At 57.9% G+C, this 14,550-nt stretch carries 16 protein-coding genes; 11 read left to right on the forward strand and 5 right to left on the reverse strand.

Annotated elements, in window-relative coordinates:
* Positions 1-30: 30 nt before the first annotated feature.
* The 3 genes from I9182_RS15315 to I9182_RS15325 are packed head-to-tail and all read right to left on the reverse strand — an operon-like array spanning position 31 to position 3,585.
* Positions 31-1,413: an ATP-binding protein gene (locus I9182_RS15315; RefSeq protein ID WP_245222668.1), complete on the reverse strand. Its 1,383-nt coding sequence runs from the start codon at positions 1,411-1,413 to the stop codon at positions 31-33.
* Between the two features lie 18 nt (positions 1,414-1,431).
* Positions 1,432-2,850 (reverse strand): FAD-dependent oxidoreductase, encoded by a 1,419-nt coding sequence (locus I9182_RS15320; protein WP_209598857.1) that lies wholly within the window; start codon positions 2,848-2,850, stop codon positions 1,432-1,434.
* Positions 2,851-2,853: 3 nt separating this feature from the next.
* A complete protein-coding gene (locus I9182_RS15325; protein ID WP_209598896.1) occupies positions 2,854-3,585 on the reverse strand; it encodes a TVP38/TMEM64 family protein in 732 nt (243 codons plus the stop codon).
* A gap of 296 nt (positions 3,586-3,881) precedes the next feature.
* On the opposite strand from I9182_RS15325, the gene rpmH reads away from it, so the two are divergent.
* From rpmH to yidD, 3 genes are read left to right on the forward strand one after another with little or no spacing between them, the layout of a single operon-like run.
* A complete protein-coding gene (gene rpmH / locus I9182_RS15330) occupies positions 3,882-4,016 on the forward strand; it encodes a 50S ribosomal protein L34 (protein ID WP_005980833.1) in 135 nt (44 codons plus the stop codon).
* Positions 4,017-4,042: 26 nt separating this feature from the next.
* Entirely contained in the window at positions 4,043-4,468 is a 426-nt protein-coding gene (rnpA, locus tag I9182_RS15335) for a ribonuclease P protein component (protein ID WP_209598858.1), read from the forward strand.
* Positions 4,465-4,698, forward strand: a complete 234-nt coding sequence (gene yidD, locus I9182_RS15340; RefSeq protein ID WP_209598859.1) for a membrane protein insertion efficiency factor YidD — start codon at positions 4,465-4,467, stop codon at positions 4,696-4,698. The genes rnpA and yidD overlap by 4 nt, the downstream gene beginning before the upstream one ends.
* Here the strand turns inward: yidD and I9182_RS15345 are convergent.
* Positions 4,695-5,630 (reverse strand): alpha/beta fold hydrolase, encoded by a 936-nt coding sequence (locus I9182_RS15345; protein ID WP_209598860.1) that lies wholly within the window; start codon positions 5,628-5,630, stop codon positions 4,695-4,697. The two genes, yidD and I9182_RS15345, sit on opposite strands and share 4 nt — an antisense overlap.
* A gap of 114 nt (positions 5,631-5,744) precedes the next feature.
* On the opposite strand from I9182_RS15345, the gene ttcA reads away from it, so the two are divergent.
* The 8 genes from ttcA to I9182_RS15385 all read left to right on the forward strand — a co-directional run bounded on the left by ttcA (position 5,745) and on the right by I9182_RS15385 (position 13,745).
* Positions 5,745-6,638, forward strand: a complete 894-nt coding sequence (gene ttcA, locus I9182_RS15350; RefSeq protein WP_209598861.1) for a tRNA 2-thiocytidine(32) synthetase TtcA — start codon at positions 5,745-5,747, stop codon at positions 6,636-6,638.
* 65 nt (positions 6,639-6,703) lie between these two features.
* Positions 6,704-8,239: a bifunctional diguanylate cyclase/phosphodiesterase gene (locus tag I9182_RS15355; RefSeq protein WP_209598862.1), complete on the forward strand. Its 1,536-nt coding sequence runs from the start codon at positions 6,704-6,706 to the stop codon at positions 8,237-8,239.
* A 126-nt stretch (positions 8,240-8,365) separates the two neighbouring features.
* On the forward strand, positions 8,366-10,195 hold the full coding sequence (gene yidC, locus I9182_RS15360) for a membrane protein insertase YidC (RefSeq protein WP_209598863.1): 1,830 nt from the start codon (positions 8,366-8,368) through the stop codon (positions 10,193-10,195).
* A complete protein-coding gene (locus I9182_RS15365) occupies positions 10,192-10,929 on the forward strand; it encodes an MOSC N-terminal beta barrel domain-containing protein (RefSeq protein WP_209598864.1) in 738 nt (245 codons plus the stop codon). Before yidC ends, I9182_RS15365 begins: the two co-directional genes overlap by 4 nt.
* Positions 10,926-11,579 carry a ribosome biogenesis GTP-binding protein YihA/YsxC gene (gene yihA / locus I9182_RS15370; protein ID WP_209505886.1) on the forward strand — a complete coding sequence of 218 codons (654 nt, stop codon included), beginning with the start codon at positions 10,926-10,928 and terminating at the stop codon, positions 11,577-11,579. The genes I9182_RS15365 and yihA overlap by 4 nt, the downstream gene beginning before the upstream one ends.
* Positions 11,580-11,639: 60 nt before the next feature.
* Positions 11,640-12,503 (forward strand): acetylglutamate kinase, encoded by an 864-nt coding sequence (gene argB / locus I9182_RS15375; RefSeq protein WP_209505885.1) that lies wholly within the window; start codon positions 11,640-11,642, stop codon positions 12,501-12,503.
* 22 nt (positions 12,504-12,525) lie between these two features.
* A complete protein-coding gene (locus I9182_RS15380; RefSeq protein WP_209505884.1) occupies positions 12,526-13,212 on the forward strand; it encodes a ferredoxin in 687 nt (228 codons plus the stop codon).
* Positions 13,209-13,745: a histidine phosphatase family protein gene (locus I9182_RS15385; RefSeq protein WP_209505883.1), complete on the forward strand. Its 537-nt coding sequence runs from the start codon at positions 13,209-13,211 to the stop codon at positions 13,743-13,745. The genes I9182_RS15380 and I9182_RS15385 overlap by 4 nt, the downstream gene beginning before the upstream one ends.
* A 5-nt stretch (positions 13,746-13,750) precedes the next feature.
* On the opposite strand, the gene I9182_RS15390 is transcribed toward I9182_RS15385, so the two are convergent.
* Positions 13,751-14,542 (reverse strand): amino acid ABC transporter ATP-binding protein, encoded by a 792-nt coding sequence (locus tag I9182_RS15390; protein ID WP_280922443.1) that lies wholly within the window; start codon positions 14,540-14,542, stop codon positions 13,751-13,753.
* Positions 14,543-14,550: the final 8 nt, after the last annotated feature.

The raw sequence follows: 14,550 nt of genomic DNA on the forward strand, positions 1-14,550 counted from the left end.
AAGACGTGCAAGCCGATTCTTCAAAAAAAATTAAAAAGTCATGTCACCGCGCGGAAGCCTGATTTCAAAGATCGTTCCTTCGGGTCCGGTCTCTTTCAGTGTCAGGTTACCGCCATGCCCGCGCACCAGTTCCTGAGAGATTGCAAGACCCAGGCCAGAGCCTCCTTTGCGGACCCCACCCTGAAACGGTGTGAACAGGTTTTCACGTGCTTTTGGCGGAAGACCCGGCCCGGTGTCGCGAATTTCAAGACACCAGGCATCCTGATATTCACACCCGACGATGGTGATTTGACCCGGCTTACCCGAGGCTTCCAACGCCTGTCTTGCGTTGCGCACAAGATTCATGATGACGCGAAACAACTGCTCGGGGTCGGCGCGGGCGATCAGGTCTTCGGGCACTTCGTTCATGATCTCGACGCTGCCCTCCGTTACTGCCAACTGCTCGCTGGTGGCGACGTCAGCCGCAATTGTCCGTAGGGGCACCATCGTCAAGGTGGGCGCAGGTTCTTCTGCACGGCCGAATGCCAATGTGCTTTCACACAACGATACAGCACGGGTGATCGAATTCACCAGCTTTGGAGCCATTCGCCGGACCAGCGGATCATCACTGGATTCGATCCTGTCCGTGAACAGCTGCGCCGATGTCAGAATGTTGCGCAGGTCATGGCTGACCTTTGCAACCGCCCCGCCCAGTTGCGCCAGCCGCTCGCGCTGTTTGAGCGCCTGCGTCAGTTCCGTTTGCAGCATCTTCAGCGCTTCTTCAGCCTCGCGCAATTCCGTCACTCTGGAATTCGGCGAGATGATGCCGCGCGCGTCCTCGGGTGCGCTGGCATAGCGCTGCATATATCCAACAACGCTTTTGATGGGCCGGACAAGAACCACGCGCACCGCCAGGAACAGTAAAGACGCTGTGATGATCGAGATGACAAAGGAAAGTCCCAGAATGCGCAGGCCGTAATCAACCATCGCCATACGTAAGGGCGCGCTGTCGATCGTGACCTCGATCAGCAACCCTGCACCCTTGACCGGCTCGCCAATGATACGGATGATTTCGTTTTCAGGTATGAAAATCCGGCTCACCGCATCCCGGATCAAAATCCATGGACCGGCATCCCGTAGATCAAATGTTTTGGTGACTGCCTCGGGAATCGGTGACGACAGCATGAGTTGGCGGACTTCATCCCGACGCAACACAACGTTGTAGACACCGGCATTCGCCAGCAATTCAGCCTCAAGATCTTCGGCCAGCATATCGTCAGCCAGCAACGCCAGCGATGCGATCTGGGCGCGTTCCAAACGGTTCAGCAGGAAATCCTCGCGGAACCGGGCAATCGACGGGACAAAGATCAGGACTTCGGCCAACATGACGAAGACCGTCGTCAGGATCAGAAATCGGCCCGACAGCGAGTTCAATCTACGCTCCTCTACAGGTCAGGGAATCCAGCGCTGAACGAACCTGACCACACGTTTAACTGTCTGATTCTCAAACAGCCTTGGAGAGAAATAAGCGCCGGCAACGCGTTTGTTAAGCTCTCCGATTGTCGGATAGGGTGAAACCATAGCAGCGATCTGCCCCATCTTCAGGTTATTGGCCAAGGCCAGTGACCACGTGTTGATCAACTCGCCCGCCTGATGGCCCACAATCGTGGCACCGACGGGCCTGCCCTTCACCACCATAACCTTGATGAACCCTTTGGTTTTGCGCTCGGCCAATGCGCGGTCATTGTGGTGATAATCAAAGCGCGCAACCTCCACCCTGTCGCCATGCCGGTCGCGGGCCTGAGTTTCGGTCAGACCGACCTGCGCCAGTTCAGGATCGGTGAACGTTGCCCATGGGATATGCGCCGTTTTCGCTCTAGCAGGCAGGCCGAACAAGGCGGATCGAATGATGATACCCGCATGATACCCGGCTACATGGGTGAATTGCAGCCCCCCCACGACATCGCCAATCGCATAGACCCGGCGGTTTGACGTTCGTAGGCTGTCATCCGTCTTGATTCCGGTTCGGGTGCGGTCAATTCCCGCTGCGGCCAGGTTCAGACGCTCAATATTGGCTTTGCGACCCGCGGCGATCAAAAGGTGAGAGCCCCGGTGAATATCGCCATTCTCGGTCACGATTTCCACAGCACCTTCTCTTCCGCGAACCTGGGCCACCACGGCATTTTCGTGGATATCGACACCTTCACTGCGCAAAGCCTCCAGCACCACGGACGCCGCCTCGGGATCGTCTTTGCCCAAAGCCTTCTGCCCTTCAACGACTGTCACCTTGCTGCCCAACCGGACATGAGCCTGCGCCATTTCCATGCCAACCGGACCACCGCCAATGATCAGCAGATGCTCCGGACGCTCGCGCAGGTCGAAGATGGTTTCGTTTGTTTGATAGTGCACTGTGTCCAGACCAGGGATTGGCGGAACCAATGGCGACGACCCGGTGGCAATCACGATCCGGCGCGCGGTGATGACATGATCTCCGGCCTGCACCTCGGTCGGGGTGATAAAGCTGCCATATTCGCGGATCACCATGACACCCAAAGCTTCGAAGCGTTCCTGGCTGTCCATCGGTTCGATCTGGGCAATCACATCCCGCACATGATCCTTCGCCGCGGCATAGTCGATCTGAGGGTTTACATCGGCCACACCAAACGCGGCGGAATGCGCCTGACCAAAGGCCGCTTTGCCGCTTGCAATCAGCGCTTTCGACGGGACACAACCGAAGTTCAGACAGTCGCCGCCCATCTTGTGCCCTTCCAGAAGGATCACCTTCGCACCCATCTGGCTGGCACCGGCCGCAACCGATAACCCACCGGACCCGGCCCCAATGACCAGGATATCTGTCTTGTGGTGTTGCATGGTTCAGGCGTCCTTTCCGCCACGCAGGGACTTGATGACAATCGGTAAAGCAGCCAGCGCACACAAGCCGACAATGGGGCCAATGACGAAGGGCTCCCACAACAAAGAAACGTCCGGTGTTTCGCCACGGTCGAACACACCGCCCAACCCAACACCGATCCAGGTGTAAACGATACCCCCCGGAATAATGCCCAGCGCCGTCGTGATCAGAAAATTGCGAAATTTGACGCCCACCAGTGCGGGCACCAGATTGGCCACAAAGAACGGCACAACCGGCACAAGCCGCAGCAGGAACAGCACCGAGATTTCGTTCTGGCGCAAGCTGTCTTTCAGCTTTCCAATCGTCCCCTTTGAGGCATCCAGCCGGGCCGTCAAAGCATTGCCCAACCCCCAGCGGGCGGCCAAAAAGATGACCGATGCGCCAATAGTGGCCGAAAATACATTGAAAACCGTTCCGGCAAACAGTCCAAACAGGAACCCACCGGTCATCGAGGCGACGGCTGCTCCGGGCAGTGAAAACGCGACGATCACGATATACACAGTGACAAACCCGGCCACCATGGCCCAATAGTTTGCGTCCCGCCACGCCAGCAACGCTTCGCGGTTGTCGCGCAGGGTTTCGAAAGTCAGGTAATCACCCAGCGTGAAAAACCCCACCGCAGCGACACCGAGAATCACCAGCAACGGGATATGACGCGCCAACCCGTTTCGTGGAGCGTGGCTTGTTTCGGACATCTGGCCTTCCGGTTCTTCTTGCTTCATCTTACGCCCAACATGCGCTGCTTGCGCTTTTGGCAACAGGGGGTTCACGGGGCCTTGATCTATGTGGCCGCGAACGTGACAGTTTCAGACGATAATCGACCGATTTGAAATCTTTTCTGCATCCGGTTTACAGAATTGTTGCAAAAGCCGCGAAAACCGGACCGTTGGGGTTTGACTTACACTTCGCTTGGCAGTAGAGGACGGGCTTCGAACACTAGGGCCAGGCGAATCCGCGCCGCACCCGACCGCTATAGATTGGAGACGGAGCGATGAAACGCACCTATCAGCCTTCGAACCTGGTTCGCAAACGCCGCCACGGTTTCCGCGCGCGCATGGCCACCAAAGCCGGCCGCAAGATCCTGAACGCACGCCGCGCCCGCGGCCGCAAATCGCTGAGCGCGTAAAACCGCCCACCGATCAGGGTATGAACATGACGCCGCCGGAGGCCCCTGAGGATGGTAAGAACCACCCCGGGAATACGCCCCCGGCGGCTTCTGTTTGTCTACCCACATCCCTGACGATCCTGAAAAAAAGAGCCGATTTCCTGAAAGCCGCGCGCGCGCGCAGGCAGGGAACGTCTTCGATGATGGTGCAGGCCCGCAGACGCGCTCCGGATGAAGCGGTGGGGCTGCGCGTTGGCTTTACCTGCTCAAAGAAAGTCGGCAACGCCGTGGCCCGCAATCGTGCCAAGCGCCGCCTGAGAGAAGTCGCACGGGCCGTCTTGCCTGTGTATGGTCTTGAAGGTTGGGACTATGTGCTGATCGGGCGGGCTGATGTAACCGCCGATCTTCCTTATGACGTCCTGCTGAGCGACTTGCGGTATGCGCTTCGCAAAGTGCATGCGGATCGCAAATGACCTTTCTGTCCCATATCGTCGCCCTGCCCGTTCGCGCGTACCGGCTGATTTTCAGCCCCTGGGTTGGTTTCAACTGCCGCTATCAGCCCACATGCTCGGCCTATGCACTGGAAGCATTGGAAAAACATGGCGCGATCCGGGGATCGTGGCTGGCTGCGCACCGGATTTGCCGGTGCCACCCCTGGGGCGGTGACGGTTACGATCCGGTGCCCGACAATGCCGACCCTTAAGTCAACGCCAGGTTGCCGCGGTCGGTGAAGCTGCGGGTCGGAATGACCTCTCGGTCCAGTTTCCCCATCAACGTATGGTGCAGGTCTTCGAAAAACCGGGGCGAATCAAAATACCAATTGTGTGTCGCCGAAGGCCCATCCCCGTATTCATCGCGGGTATTCTTGAAATGGGACCCGCAATACAGATTAACCGCTTTCTCAGGCCGGTCGTTTGGCATTCCGACACGGCCCAGTCGGCGCGATACTCCGACACGCTTGACCTCTGAAATCGACAAAACCTCGTCAAAGGGGCTGTAATAGCATGTCAGCCTGGTACAACGTCGCATCAGAGAGGAGGTCTTGGAACTGCCGTCGCGGAACGATTTCGCGGACACATCCGCCGCGACAAACGCGATCTGGCTGGTCATCCAGCTGTGTTGCGCGGTTTCGTGGTCGTCATCTGCATAATCCATGGCTTCGCGCACCAAGAACGTGCCCATGGAATGCGCCAGAACATGGACGTTATACCGGCAATCCGCGGTCTGCATCCGGGACAGCCGCGTGATCCCGTGACTGAACAATTTTTCTGCCGCACGCCGCGCGTCAGCCCGGTCAACGTTATAGCCCAGAACCGATCCATCGCTTGGCCAGTCATAGCTGATGACCACACCGTTAAAGCCATGCATCTCAAGACCGGTGCGAATTTTGCGGTGACGTTCCAGCATCTGATATTGCTCGGTATTGAACCCGTGCACGAAGACGACAATATGCCCATTCTCGGTAGCCGTCGCCCCGGCTTCGGCCTGAATCCGGCTTATCCATTGAGATTGAGGTATTTCATGCTGCCGCGCCGGTTGCCCGACATTTCCTGGAATAGCCAGATATCGCGCGGCACCCATCTTGTTTGAATAGTGATCGCCGCTGCGGGCGCGGACCGAAAAGAAGTAGTCCATAATATACCTCCTGAAAAATGCGCGCAGGGTAACACGGGTGTAACTACTCTCCAAATGCGTTTGATCCTGCGTCTACGCCTTGCCCGGGCCTTCGGTCCGCTGTAACCACGGCGCATGTTTGATGATGCAGACGATATCCACCCGCTGTTTGCCGGCGCGCCCTCGACAACCGAGTTCAAGAAGCTGCGCAAACGAATTGTGCGCCAGACCCGTGAAGCGATCGAGCAATACGGGATGGTGGATCCGTCCGCCCACGACAAGGATGGCAAGCCACCCCGCTGGCTGGTCTGTCTTTCGGGTGGCAAGGACAGCTATACATTGCTGGCCGTTCTCTACGAGCTCAAGTGGCGGGGCCTGTTGCCTGTCGATCTGCTGGCCTGCAATCTGGATCAGGGCCAGCCGGGCTTTCCGGCAACGGTCCTGCCCGAGTTTCTGGGTCGAATGGACGTACCGCATCGGATCGAATATCAGGACACATATTCCGTTGTGATGGACAAGATCCCACAGGGCCGGACCTATTGCGCCCTGTGTTCCCGTTTGCGCCGTGGCAACCTCTATCGCATCGCGCGCGAGGAGGGATGCTCGGCGGTTGTTCTGGGCCATCACCGCGACGATATCCTTGAGACGTTTTTCATGAACCTGTTCCACGGCGGCCGCCTGGCCACGATGCCGCCGAAACTGGTGAACGAAGAAGGCGATCTTTTTGTATTCCGACCGCTCGCCCATGTCGCCGAAGCCGATTGCGAGAAATTTGCCAAGGCAATGCAATACCCGATCATTCCCTGTGACCTGTGCGGCAGTCAGGATGGGTTGCAGCGCCAGCAGGTCAAACAGATTCTGGATCAATGGGAAAAGAACAGTCCGGGTCGGAGACAGGTGATGTTCCGAGCGTTAACAAATGCGCGGCCATCGCACCTTCTAGATGGAAAGCTGTTTGATTTCATTAACCTTTCACTAAACTCCGACGGAAAATCCGGAGATTTGGATGAGATTCCGCTTCTGCGTTAACGACTGACTCAGACTGGTTTCATAGGCTTTGCCTTGTGCAGATCATGCCCAAGGCCAGAAAGCTGATGCGGAACCATCCCCTTACCGACCGTTTTGTCCATTCGTTCAAAACCGTTCTGGACGGCCCAGCCGCGCTGGCCTTTGTTCCGGCGCTTTGCCTGAGTGCATTCTGGATTGGGGGCGAGCAGGCCCTGGTCGCACTGGCCCTGTTTCTGCCTCTGATCGTCGCAGGCATCAATGCGTTCGCAGCCAATCCGTCGCGTAAAGGGCTTTGGCGTCCCGGCGGTCTGCTGTCAAAGGACCAGTTCGAAACAGTTTTGGAAGAGGTATTCGCGGATGCCCGCCTGAAGGGGGAAAACTCTGCCTGTTTTGCGGTGGTTCTGGATGACTTTACGCAATTGCTTGATCTGCACGGACAGGCGGCGGCGAACCACGTTGCACAGCAGTTCTGCTCACGCGTTTTGTCCATGATCCGCTCAAATGATTGCGCAACCCGGATGGGCGGAAACAGGATGATGGTTGTTCTGCACCCGGCACGGCAACTGGATCTTGAAGCTTGTATTCAAATGTCGGGCCGTATGCAAAACGCCGTTGAAGACCCCATCATGTTGAATAGCACCAGCGTGCATATGTCCTGTTCGATCGGCTTTTGCTTGAGCAGCAGTATCACTGACGGCTCTGCGGTCGATTGGCAGGAAGCCGCAAACAACGCCCTTTTGGAGGCGCAACAAAACGGGCCTTCCACGATTCGCGCTTTTTCCTCACAGACGCGCAGACGGGCGCAGGTCAGGATCAACTTGCGCAAAGAATTCGAAGCGGCGCTGGACAGCGGTGAGATCCGCCCATGGTTTCAACCCCAGATCTCAACCGATAACGGGCGTATCAGCGGGTTTGAGGCTCTGGCCCGCTGGGAACATCCGAAGAAAGGGGTTCTTGCCCCCAATGTGTTCCTGCCCTTTGCCGAACAGGCTGAACTGATGGATCGGCTGGGGCAGGCCATGCGGCATCATTCCTTCTCTGCAATGCGCGATTGGGATCGGTCCATGCTGTCTGTGCCGCGCATTGGGATAAACTTTTCATCTGACGAACTGCGCAATCCGGGTCTGATCGACCGTCTGAAATGGGAACTGGATCAATTCGATCTGACCCCCGACAGGCTGGCGGTCGAGGTGTTGGAAACCGTGTTCTCCAGACGGCCCGACGATGTCATCACCCGCAATGTCACCGGGCTTGCCGCAATGGGGTGCTGTATTGATCTGGACGATTTCGGGACAGGACATGCCTCGATCGGTTCTATCAAACGGTTCAACGTATCCCGCATCAAGATCGACAGGTCATTTGTTGCCAAAGCGGATCTGGACCCAAGCCAGCAACAGCTTGCCAGCGCCATTCTGATGATGGCGGAACGTTTGCATCTGGAAACTTTGGCCGAAGGTGTCGAAACGCCGGGTGAACACGCTCTGATGGCCCAACTGGGTTGCGATCATGTTCAGGGGTTTGGCATCGGCAAGCCCATGCCATTCGAGAAGACCAAGGATTGGATCACGTCTTACCGCAACAAGATCGACGGTGTTCCCAAAATCGGGCGGCAAACGCGGTAGGGAACCGGGAATCGTGACAAAGAAGACCCCTCCGTGACGAAATGACGGGCGATTCCGCTTGACCTTTGGGTCTGCACTCTGTTGAACCCTGCGGGTGTCTTTCACTGCTCAAGGTGGCTGTCCCCGATGGACGATCAGAACAAGAACCTCATCCTCGCAACCGCGCTCAGCTTTCTCGTGATCCTGGTCTGGTTCGTGCTGTTCCCCCCTCCGGAACAGACGACAACGCCGGATCAGGCTGAAATAACCAGCGTCGAAGGCAGTGAGGTTCAGACGCCCAGCGCAGCGGACACCAGCACTGTCGGAGAGGCAACTGCGGCCGCCACCGAAGCTGAACCCGATGCCGAAGCGCCCCGCATCAATATCGACACGCCCCGCCTGACCGGCAGCCTGTCCCTTGCTGGCGGTCGGATCGACGAGCTGTCTTTGAAAGATTACAAGGTCTCGCTGGCCGAGGATTCTCCGATTGTCGAGTTGCTGTCGCCAGTCGGATCGCAATCCGCCTATTACGCCCTCTATGGCTGGGCCCCCGGCGCGGGCCTGACCGGTACCGATGTTCCAGGGCCAAATACGATCTGGGCGCTTGAGCAGGGTGAAACCCTGGGTGTTGACACACCTGTGACACTGGTCTGGGAAAACGGCAACGGACTGACGTTCCGCCGCACCATCGCGGTGGACGACAACTACATGTTCACGGTAACGCAATCTGTCGAAAACGCCACCAGAACCGAAGTTGGATTGGCCCCTTACGGCATTCTTGCGCGCCACGGCATCGGCGAAGACGGTGACCTGCCCGGCCTGAAAAACTTCTTCATTCTGCACGAGGGTGTGATCGGTATGGCCGATGGCACTCTGACCGAAGTGGATTATGGCGACGTTCGTGATTTTGATATCGATCCGGACGAGCGCGCGCAGGCCGAGGTATACCAGGTCAAGGACAACGGCTGGATCGGTTTCACCGATCACTTCTGGATGACCACGCTGATTCCGGAACCCGGTTCTGCGTTCAAGGCGGCTGCCAAATACGACTCGCGTCGTAAGATTTACCAGACAGAAACGGTGTTGCCGACGCTGACTGTAGCACCGGGTGCGACCGAGCAGGTGACAACCCAGCTGTTTGCCGGAGCAAAAGAGTGGGAAACCATCCGGGAATACCAGGCTGACGGTGTGCAGAAATTCATCGACAGCATCGACTGGGGCTGGTTCTTTTTCCTGACCAAGCCGATTTTCTGGCTGCTACACAACATTCATGCGCTGATCGGCAATATGGGTTGGTCCATTATCGGCCTGACACTGATCATCAAGGCAATCCTGTTCCCGCTGGCCTTCAAGTCCTACGTCTCGATGGCGAAGATGAAGGAACTGCAACCGCAGATGGAGGCTCTGAAGGAAGCTGCAGGCGACGACCGCCAAAAGATGCAGCAGGGCATGATGGAGCTGTACAAGAAGGAAAAGGTGAACCCCGCTGCCGGTTGTTTGCCGATCCTGTTGCAGATCCCGATCTTCTTTTCACTGTACAAGGTGATCTTCGTCACAATCGAACTGCGTCAGGCGCCGTGGTTTGGCCCGTTCAGGGACCTGAGCGCACCTGACCCGACCTCGATCATGAACCTCTTTGGCTTGCTGCCCTGGGCTGGCCCGCAGCCGGACACCCTGATGGCGCTGATCTTTATCGGTATTCTGCCGCTGCTGCTGGGGATCTCGATGTGGCTGCAACAGAAACTGAACCCGGCACCAACCGATGCCACACAAGCGATGATCTTCGCGTGGATGCCCTGGGTCTTCATGTTCATGCTGGGCGGTTTTGCCAGCGGTCTGGTCGTGTACTGGATTGCGAACAACACGATCACCTTTACGCAGCAATATCTGATCATGCGCAGTCAGGGCTATACGCCGGATGTGTTCGGAAACATCAAATCCGGCTTTAAGCGATTGCCGAACACGGACAAGAAATGAGCGGAACAGTTTCAGGCCTTTGGCGTCACCCGATCAAAAGCCATGGGCGTGAAGCCCTGAGCCTGATTACCCTCAACCCCGGGCAGACCATGCCCGGGGATCGCGTTTGGGCGGTTGCCCATGAAGCGGCCAAGACCGACGGGACGGAATGGGCCCCGTGTGTGAATTTCAGCCGCGGTTCAAAAGCCCCCAAGCTGATGGCGATCTGGGCGAAACTGGACGGCGAGCAGGTCACTTTGCGCCACCCGGACCGCCCGGATCTGAGCTTTCACCCCGACACGGAGCAATCGGTTTTCCTGGATTGGGTAAAGCCGCTTATGCCCACAAACCGCGCTGCGTCTGCCCGAATTGTCCGGGTGCCCGGGCGCGGCATGACCGATACCGATTTTCCGTCAATCAGCCTGTGCAACATGGCGTCTCATCGCGCTGTGGAACAAAAGCTGGGCCAGTCTCTGTCTGCAGCACGGTGGCGCGGGAACATCTGGTTCGAAGGTCTGCCTGAGTGGGATGAATTCGACTGGCTGGGCTGTGACCTTCGCATTGGCGAAACCGTGCTCCGGGTTCGCGAGCGTATCGTTCGCTGTCTGGCCACCACCGCAAATCCGGAAACCGGCGAACGCGACGCGGATACTCTGGGCGCGCTGAACAGCTGGGATCATCAGGATTTCGGCGTCTATGCCGAGGTTGTTCAGGGTGGTGAAATCCGCCTGAATGATACCCTGGAGGTGTTATGACCACGCTTCCGTTTCCGCTGGCCGAAGAGCCGGATGACTTCGCAAAAGAACGCGGTCGCAAACTGTTTGCCGGCCCGTCTGAATTTGTCAAAGGCGTAGTCGCCATGACGGGCCTGCCCACCCCTGACCGGCTGGAGGTTTGCTTTGCCGGTCGCTCGAATGTCGGCAAATCCAGCCTGATCAATGCGCTAACCGGAACAAAGGGTCTGGCGCGTGCCTCGAACACACCTGGCCGCACGCAAGAAATCAACTTTTTCACGCAAGGCCCGGACCTCTATCTGGTGGACCTGCCGGGCTATGGGTATGCCAATGCACCGGTTAACGTGGTTGAAAAATGGCAGAAGCTTCTCAAGCAATACCTGAGCGGCCGTCAGACACTGCGCCGTGCCTTTGTCCTGATCGATGCGCGCCACGGGGTAAAACCGGTCGACGCTGAAATCATGAAGTTGCTGGATACCAGTGCCGTGACCTTTCAATGCGTTCTCACCAAGGCCGACAAGGTCAAGGCCAACGAGCGCGAGAAGGTTCTGGAACAAACCCGTGCGGCTTTGTCCAAACATCCTGCCGCATTCCCGGAAATCGTCCTGACTTCGTCCGAAAAAGGCGACGGGATTCCGACCCTGCGCTCGATCATTGCACATCTGGAATAGCTTCGCCCTTGGCAGCGCGGTGCAAAGGCCCTAACACGGACGGTCAGAGGGACCTTAGCAATGAAGACACGTGACATGAACCGGGACTGGATCGCCACCGCAGCAACCCTGAACAGCGCATTGCCCTATCTACAACGCTATGATGGGGCCATCGTCGTCATCAAGCTGGGCGGGCATGCCATGGGCAGCGACGAGGCTATGGAGAGCTTTGCGCGCGATGTCGTCTTGATGCGTCAGGTGGGCGTGAACCCGGTTGTTGTGCATGGTGGTGGTCCAATGATCAACGCAATGCTGGACAAGCTGGATATCAAGTCCGACTTTGTGAACGGCAAGCGCGTGACCGACACGGCAACCGTCGAGGTGGTCGAGATGGTTCTGTCTGGCTTGGTGAACAAGCGCATCGTTCAGGCAATCAATGGTCAGGGTGGTTCGGCCGTGGGTTTGTCGGGCAAAGATGCAAACCTGATGATCTGTGACCAGACGGATGCGTCGCTGGGATATGTCGGCACCCCTTCCGAGATGAACCCGAAAATCCTGCATGATCTGTTCTCACATGATGTGATCCCGGTTATCGCACCTCTGGGCGCGGGCCGTGAGGGCGAAACGTTCAACGTGAACGGCGATACGGCGGCCGGGGCGATAGCCTCGGCACTAAAAGCAGACCGCCTTCTGCTGCTGACAGATGTCTCGGGCGTCAAGAACGCGGCGGGCGATGTGGTGACCGAGCTGAAAGCCGGCCAGATCCGCGAGATGACCCGCGAAGGCACCATCGCAGGTGGCATGATCCCCAAGACCGAAACTGCCCTCGATGCCCTGCACAGCGGGGTTCGGGCCGTCGTGATACTTGACGGGCGCGCGCCCAATGCGGTTCTGCTTGAACTGTTCACGGAACATGGCGCCGGGTCGCTGATACGGCCAGACTGATCGCAGCAACAGCCGAGGAAAGATGACAGAGCTTGCGCAACCTTCCTCTGTTCCAGATGCGGAAACCTATGGCCGCGTAGAACATGCGGCGCGTCAGGCGGGGTTGATTGTCATGGGCGCGCTGCATCCTCATCGCGTGGCAGCCCGGCAACTTGACACTGGCACTCTGATCTTGCTGGGCGCGGGTCCTGATTTCTGGCCTGCTCTGAAAGCCTCGCCGGAATGGCGGGGGCCTGATCCAGTGGACCGCTGGTCAACCAGAACCGTCGGCCAGATGGCGCATGCGTTCGGTGCACAGGCCTATTTCCCCTTTGGTGGTCCGCCCTATGCGCCATTCATCGACTGGGCCCTGAAATCGGGACGCACTTTCAGCAGCCCGGTGGGGGCCTTGGTACATGATACGGTCGGCATGATGATCTCATATCGCGGCGCACTGCATTTCGCCCATGAGCTTGCCATCCCCGAGGCGTCCGGCGTTTCCCCCTGTGACACCTGCGCCGCACCGTGCACGACGGCCTGCCCTGTCGGCGCGCTGAACGCGCAAAACTTCTATGACATCGCAGCCTGCCACAACCATCTTGATACCGCTAAGGGGCAATCCTGCATGACAGGCGGCTGTCTGGCCCGCCTCGCTTGCCCGCTCAGCGCTGGCGCAGGGCGCGATCCCGAACAATCAGCCCATCATATGATGGCTTTTCACCCGTCATGACCCGCACCCTGATCCTGACGCGTCACGCCAAATCCAGCTGGGACAATCCGGGACTTGGCGACCATGAACGCCCCCTGAACAAGCGTGGGCGCAGGTCTGCCCCCGCCATTGGTGCATGGCTGCGCGATAACGGCTGGCTGCCGGAAGAAGTGCTAAGCTCGACGTCAACCCGCACCCGCGAGACATGGGCCCGGATGGGGTTAAAGGCCGATAAGGTCCGCTTTCACAAATCGCTCTACCACGCCGACGCGGACGGCATGTTGCGCGAGTTAGCAAGCGCCACGGAACCGACTGTGTTGATGTTGGGCCATAATCCCGGAATCGCCGAATTCGCCAACCGCCTTGTGCAACGGCCGCCGGATCACATGCGCTTTTTCGACTATCCGACTTGTGCAACCACTGTGCTGAAATTCGACGCCGACAGCTGGTCAGACGTGCGCTGGCATAAGGGCACCGTGCTGGGCTTCACCACTGCGCGTGAGTTGCTGGAACAGAAAAAGGCGGGGCAAAACCCCGCCTTTCCACCATCTTGATACGTTCAGTGTCCCAGAATCTGGCTGAGGAACAGTTTGGTCCGCTCACTTTTCGGATTATTGAAGAACTCTTCCGGTTCGTTCTGTTCCACGATCTGGCCCGCATCCATAAAGATCACGCGGTTGGCGACCTGACGGGCAAAGCCCATCTCGTGCGTCACGCACAGCATGGTCATGCCTTCCTCGGCAAGCTCGATCATGGTGTCGAGCACCTCTTTGATCATCTCGGGGTCCAACGCCGATGTCGGTTCATCGAACAACATGATCCGCGGCATCATGCACAGCGAGCGGGCGATCGCCACACGCTGCTGCTGACCACCGGACAGCTGTCCGGGGTATTTCAGCGCCTGATCCGGGATTTTCACCTTTTCCAGGAAATGCATCGCGCGCTCTTCGGCCTCTTTCTTGGGCGTCTTGCGCACCCAGATCGGGGCCAGCGTGCAGTTCTCCAGAATGGTCAGGTGCGGGAACAGGTTGAAGTGCTGGAACACCATCCCAACCTCGGACCGGATCTTGTCGATGTTCTTGAGGTCATTCGACAGCTCGGTCCCATCCACGATGATCGTGCCCTGCTGGTGTTCCTCCAACGCGTTCAGGCAGCGGATCAGGGTAGATTTCCCCGACCCGGACGGACCCGCGATAACAATCCGCTCGCCCTGATTGACGGTCAGATTGATGTCGCGCAGCACGTGAAAGGACCCGTACCACTTGTTCATGTTGGTGATTTCGATGGCGACCTCGTCGCTCACCTGCATTTTGGAACGGTCGATTTCGCGGTCAATTGCAAGTTCAGACATGTGTTGAA

The sequence above is a fragment of the Ruegeria sp. HKCCSP351 genome, from assembly GCF_017872535.1.
In the GTDB taxonomy this organism is placed as follows: domain Bacteria; phylum Pseudomonadota; class Alphaproteobacteria; order Rhodobacterales; family Rhodobacteraceae; genus Ruegeria.

What these genes read in the sequence shown, in the direction of transcription:
- I9182_RS15320 (WP_209598857.1), bottom strand. Translation starts at nt 2,850, where the DNA reads ATGCAACACCACAAGACAGATATCCTGGTCATTGGGGCCGGGTCCGGT.
- I9182_RS15325 (WP_209598896.1), bottom strand. Translation starts at nt 3,585, where the DNA reads ATGTCCGAAACAAGCCACGCTCCACGAAACGGGTTGGCGCGTCATATC.
- rpmH (WP_005980833.1), top strand. Translation starts at nt 3,882, where the DNA reads ATGAAACGCACCTATCAGCCTTCGAACCTGGTTCGCAAACGCCGCCAC.
- rnpA (WP_209598858.1), top strand. Translation starts at nt 4,043, where the DNA reads ATGACGCCGCCGGAGGCCCCTGAGGATGGTAAGAACCACCCCGGGAAT.
- yidD (WP_209598859.1), top strand. Translation starts at nt 4,465, where the DNA reads ATGACCTTTCTGTCCCATATCGTCGCCCTGCCCGTTCGCGCGTACCGG.
- I9182_RS15345 (WP_209598860.1), bottom strand. Translation starts at nt 5,630, where the DNA reads ATGGACTACTTCTTTTCGGTCCGCGCCCGCAGCGGCGATCACTATTCA.
- ttcA (WP_209598861.1), top strand. Translation starts at nt 5,745, where the DNA reads ATGTTTGATGATGCAGACGATATCCACCCGCTGTTTGCCGGCGCGCCC.
- I9182_RS15355 (WP_209598862.1), top strand. Translation starts at nt 6,704, where the DNA reads ATGCGGAACCATCCCCTTACCGACCGTTTTGTCCATTCGTTCAAAACC.
- yidC (WP_209598863.1), top strand. Translation starts at nt 8,366, where the DNA reads ATGGACGATCAGAACAAGAACCTCATCCTCGCAACCGCGCTCAGCTTT.
- I9182_RS15365 (WP_209598864.1), top strand. Translation starts at nt 10,192, where the DNA reads ATGAGCGGAACAGTTTCAGGCCTTTGGCGTCACCCGATCAAAAGCCAT.
- yihA (WP_209505886.1), top strand. Translation starts at nt 10,926, where the DNA reads ATGACCACGCTTCCGTTTCCGCTGGCCGAAGAGCCGGATGACTTCGCA.
- argB (WP_209505885.1), top strand. Translation starts at nt 11,640, where the DNA reads ATGAAGACACGTGACATGAACCGGGACTGGATCGCCACCGCAGCAACC.
- I9182_RS15380 (WP_209505884.1), top strand. Translation starts at nt 12,526, where the DNA reads ATGACAGAGCTTGCGCAACCTTCCTCTGTTCCAGATGCGGAAACCTAT.
- I9182_RS15385 (WP_209505883.1), top strand. Translation starts at nt 13,209, where the DNA reads ATGACCCGCACCCTGATCCTGACGCGTCACGCCAAATCCAGCTGGGAC.
- I9182_RS15390 (WP_280922443.1), bottom strand. Translation starts at nt 14,542, where the DNA reads ATGTCTGAACTTGCAATTGACCGCGAAATCGACCGTTCCAAAATGCAG.